The following is a 3,759-nucleotide window of genomic DNA, read 5'->3' as shown; positions in this document are numbered from 1 at the left end:
CCAGGCCATCTCGATTCCCCATCGTCTCGACAACGTAGGGGAATCACAACCTGCTGATATCGCTCAACTCCTTTTCGCTCAGGCTCTTAGGTACGCTCTGTTACCCATGTCTCCGGGCCGGACATGGAGGAAATTGGAGCGGGCGATGGGATTCGAACCCACGACCCCAACCTTGGCAAGGTGCCCGGCTGATCTATCCGGCAATATCCGTTTTCAACCCAGAGTACGATAAACCACTTTGCAAATTGACTTTTTGCGGCCGATGCTCACTCTACGCTATCCGGCAGATACGCAGCGATACGCTCCTGCCCGCTTACAACCTGCTTACATTTTTCTTTGTAAGCAGTTGTGTCAGCAAATTTGGAGAGATTGCGATGGGCAAGCTCACCAAACGCAGCGTCGACGCTCTCGAGTGCCCAACCAAGGGCCAGGCGTTCCTCTGGGATCGCGAACGCGCGGCTTCGGGGTGCGGGCGCTGCCGGGCTGAAATCCTATGTCCTGCAATATCGCGCACCGACAGGACGCAGCCGTCGCATCAATGTCGGTCGGCACGGTGTTTTGACCGTCGAGCAGGCGCGCAACATCGCCCGCGAGAAGCTCGTCGCTGTATCGAAAGGGACCGATCCGGCTGATGTGAATAAAGCGTCGCGTGTCGCTCGAAGCGTTGCAGAGATTTGCGACTGGTTCACCGAGAACGCCGAATCGGGTCGTATTCTGGGGAGACGTCGCCGCCCGATCAAGCCGAGCACGCTTGCCATGGATCGCAGTCGCATCGAACAGCACATCAAGCCGCTGATCGGCAAGAAGCAGGTGCGATCGCTCAGCCTCGGTGACATCGAAGGGATGCAGGCCGATATCGCCGCAGGCAAGTCTGCAAGGAAGCGCCTAGGCGGCAAAGGTGGTGCCACGACCGGCGGCGCCGGCGTCGCGTCGCGGACCGTGTCGACGCTGCATAGCATCTTTGAACATGCCGCCCGGCTCGGTGAAATCGAAACAAATCCGGCTCGCGGCGTGCGCCGGCTTGCCAGCACACCGCGCCAGAGGCATCTCAGCCGAAGCGAAATCGGGCGGTTGGGCGAGACGCTGAGCGTTGCCGCCGACAAAGGCGAGCATCCGACCGGGCGCGCTGCCATCCGCTTCCTAATCTTGACGGGATTTCGGCGCATGGAAGGGCTTGGCCTCGAGCGGGATTGGCTCGACGAGGAAAACGGCGCGGTCCGTTTTCTCGACACCAAGAGCGGCGCTCAGATCCGCGTGATTGGTGAGGCGGCGATCGATGTCTTGCTCGATCAACCCGCAACAAATTCAAAATTCTTCTTTCCAGCCGATTGGGGTGACGGGCATTTCATCGGTGTTGTGCGCGTTCTCGATCGCGTTTGCCAACAAGCTGGGCTTGAGGACGTCACGCCTCACACGTTGCGCCATACCTTTGCGAGCTTGCCGGTGAGCTTGGCTTTTCTGAACTGACGATCGCGGCGCTGCTCGGGCACTCCGCGCGCGGCGTTACACAGCGCTACGTTCATATCGACGAGGCGCTTCGAATGACTGCCGACCGCGTGGCCGATGAAATCGACGATTTGCTGGAAGGCCGGGCGACTCCGCCGCGTCAACGCGCCCGCCGAGGCCAAGCCCCGCCCGATCATCGATCCACCGAGTGACGCGTATTGCCAAATGGCATTAACAATCTTATGTTGAGCAGATTGGCAGGAGATAATAATGTCGACGGCAAATCTGATTGAGACGCGGGCAAGGGACTTTGTCCCCTCGCCATTGACCGACGAGGAAGGCGGGGCGCTGTTTCGTGCGGCGATCAATCTTTTCCGCCTTTGGGAAATCACCGATGAAAACGCCGCGACCTTGCTCGATCTGCCGGTGCGCACCTATCGTCGGTGGAAGGCCGACGGGCCAGGTCGCCTCGACCGTGACACCAAGACACGCCTTTCGAACATCATCGGTATCCATAAGGCGCTTCGCATCATCTTCTTAGAACCGCAGCGCGGCTATGCCTGGATCAAGGCGCCCAACGACCGATTCAACGACGCGTCCGCGCTCGACGTCATGCTCGGCGGCGATCTGACCGATCTGATGCGCGTGCGGCGATATCTGGACGCCGAGCGCGGCGGCTGGTGATGGATCCTTCTGACATTCCAGTCTCCCATATAGACTGGCCCGACGCGCGGCGGATCATCCGCAGCCTCTATCCACCGATCGACCTGTTTGAGGATATCGCAGATCCCGCCGATTGGCCGCTTTTGATCTCGGCCGAACAAAAGACCAATCCACGCCTGATGGAAACGATCGGCAATCTCGATCTCGTCGCGCCCGAGCACCGCGTCAGCGGCCCCGGCGCCAGCTATCTGATGGCGCCGTTTACGCACGTAACGACTGATAGGCCCAGCCGCTTTTCTGACGGTACGTTTGGCGTGCTTTACGCTGGCGACCGGTTCGAGGTCGCATTGTTTGAGACCATCCATCACCATGCGCGCTTCATGGCCCGAACTCGTGAAGCTGCTGGTTGGACGTCGCAGTTCCGGGAAATTTTGTTGGCCGTGACGGCGGATCTCCATGATTTTCGATCAGGCGAACCGACATATCATGTCGCCCTCGACCCAGATGACTATAGTCAAAGCCAGCGGATCGCAGGCAGGCTACGTCAGGCCCGCTCGAATGGTATCGTCTATCCAAGCGTACGGTGCGACGGCGGAAAATGCGTGGGTTTGTTCCGGCCTAACGCAGCAGCAAGCGCTCATCAGGGCCGTCATCTCGACTACCACTGGGACGGCAATCGCGTGGACTTTTATCGCGATGCAGGGAGTGGCGACGTGTACAGCCTCGATGTTTCGTGAGCGCGCTGTCGCCGACAGGCTGGGCGCGCCTTCCAGGCAAAGTAGCCGCTCGGGTTGACGCTGAGGACCTTGCAAAGACGCTGGACGAGGAACTCCTTCTTCGCCTCATCGATGAGATGGAACATCATCGACTTCCCTCCTTGGCGAAAAAAGTCGCGGCCCTCTTCAGAATTTCGCGTTCCTGGCGAAGGACCCCGTTCTCGCGCCGCAGCCGCTTCAGCTCGGCCGCCAGGTCCTCTCCTGCCGCTCGGGAGGCGGTGCTTCCAGATCACGCTCCCGGCCGTTCGCCCAGCCAGCGGCGCTGCGTCGACAGCCCGACGCAGAGATCCTCGGTGATCTCGCGCTGCGTACGCCCGCTCGTCTCGACCAGACGCACAGCCTCCACCTCGAATTCCTTCCCGAACCGGCGAGTGACTTGCCCATGAAATGCTCCTCTTTCCTTCAGAAGAGCTCTCCACTTTATCGAGGCGAGTCCAGGTTGCTCGGCGACAAAGCCGCGATGATCGCCTTCTGGATGGGCTCGTCCTGCGCCGCGACAGCGGCGGTTAGCGACAACAGGCGTTGTCGTGTCTCGTAGAGCTGATCGGCCAAGGTCAACACCACCCGCAGGGTCTCCGCGTCGATCTCGAGGTCGTAATGCAGCGCGCAGATGAAGCGGATCCGGGCGCATTCCATGTCCGAAAAGGCGAGCGTCCCGGCATCCGGCTCCGCCGCGACGAGCTCATCGCGGAGCCAAGCCTCGAGATCGTTTCGCCGCAGCGCCGAGATGGCCGCGACAAGCGCGTCGATACCCGTCATGTCAGCATCTCCTTGCGCGGGGCCAGCCGGGTCTTTGGCTCCCATGTCTCCAGAAACGCGACCAGTTCGGGCTCCTCGGCCGCGGGAAGGACGATTTTGAGGGTGATCAGCTGAT

Annotated in this window: 4 protein-coding genes and 1 pseudogene; 3 read left to right on the top strand and 2 right to left on the bottom strand. The window is 60.6% G+C overall.

Going from position 1 to position 3,759, the window contains the following annotated elements; genetic code table 11:
* The first annotated feature begins 348 nt into the window (after positions 1–348).
* The 3 genes from VQ044_RS24105 to VQ044_RS24095 all read left to right on the top strand — a co-directional run bounded on the left by VQ044_RS24105 (position 349) and on the right by VQ044_RS24095 (position 2,846).
* Entirely contained in the window at positions 349–1,467 is a 1,119-nt protein-coding gene (locus VQ044_RS24105) for a tyrosine-type recombinase/integrase (protein WP_327650193.1), read from the top strand.
* A 249-nt stretch (positions 1,468–1,716) separates the two neighbouring features.
* Positions 1,717–2,130, top strand: a complete 414-nt coding sequence (locus tag VQ044_RS24100; protein ID WP_327625943.1) for an MbcA/ParS/Xre antitoxin family protein — start codon at positions 1,717–1,719, stop codon at positions 2,128–2,130.
* Positions 2,130–2,846 (top strand): RES family NAD+ phosphorylase, encoded by a 717-nt coding sequence (locus VQ044_RS24095; protein WP_327625944.1) that lies wholly within the window; start codon positions 2,130–2,132, stop codon positions 2,844–2,846. Before VQ044_RS24100 ends, VQ044_RS24095 begins: the two co-directional genes overlap by 1 nt.
* 2 nt (positions 2,847–2,848) lie before the next feature.
* Here VQ044_RS24095 and VQ044_RS24090 read toward each other — a convergent pair.
* Both VQ044_RS24090 and VQ044_RS24085 read right to left on the bottom strand, forming a co-directional pair.
* Positions 2,849–3,291 (bottom strand): annotated as a pseudogene (locus VQ044_RS24090) (transposase); the annotation flags it as partial.
* 14 nt (positions 3,292–3,305) lie between these two features.
* Positions 3,306–3,644 carry a hypothetical protein gene (locus VQ044_RS24085; RefSeq protein WP_331827825.1) on the bottom strand — a complete coding sequence of 113 codons (339 nt, stop codon included), beginning with the start codon at positions 3,642–3,644 and terminating at the stop codon, positions 3,306–3,308.
* Between the last annotated feature and the right edge of the window lie 115 nt (positions 3,645–3,759).

It is taken from the genome of Aurantimonas sp. C2-5-R2 (genome assembly GCF_036549495.1).
In the GTDB taxonomy this organism is placed as follows: Bacteria; Pseudomonadota; Alphaproteobacteria; order Rhizobiales; family Rhizobiaceae; genus Aurantimonas; species Aurantimonas coralicida_A.
The sequence above is the reverse complement of the archived record's forward strand: the minus strand, read 5'-3'. Positions and strand labels throughout refer to the sequence as shown.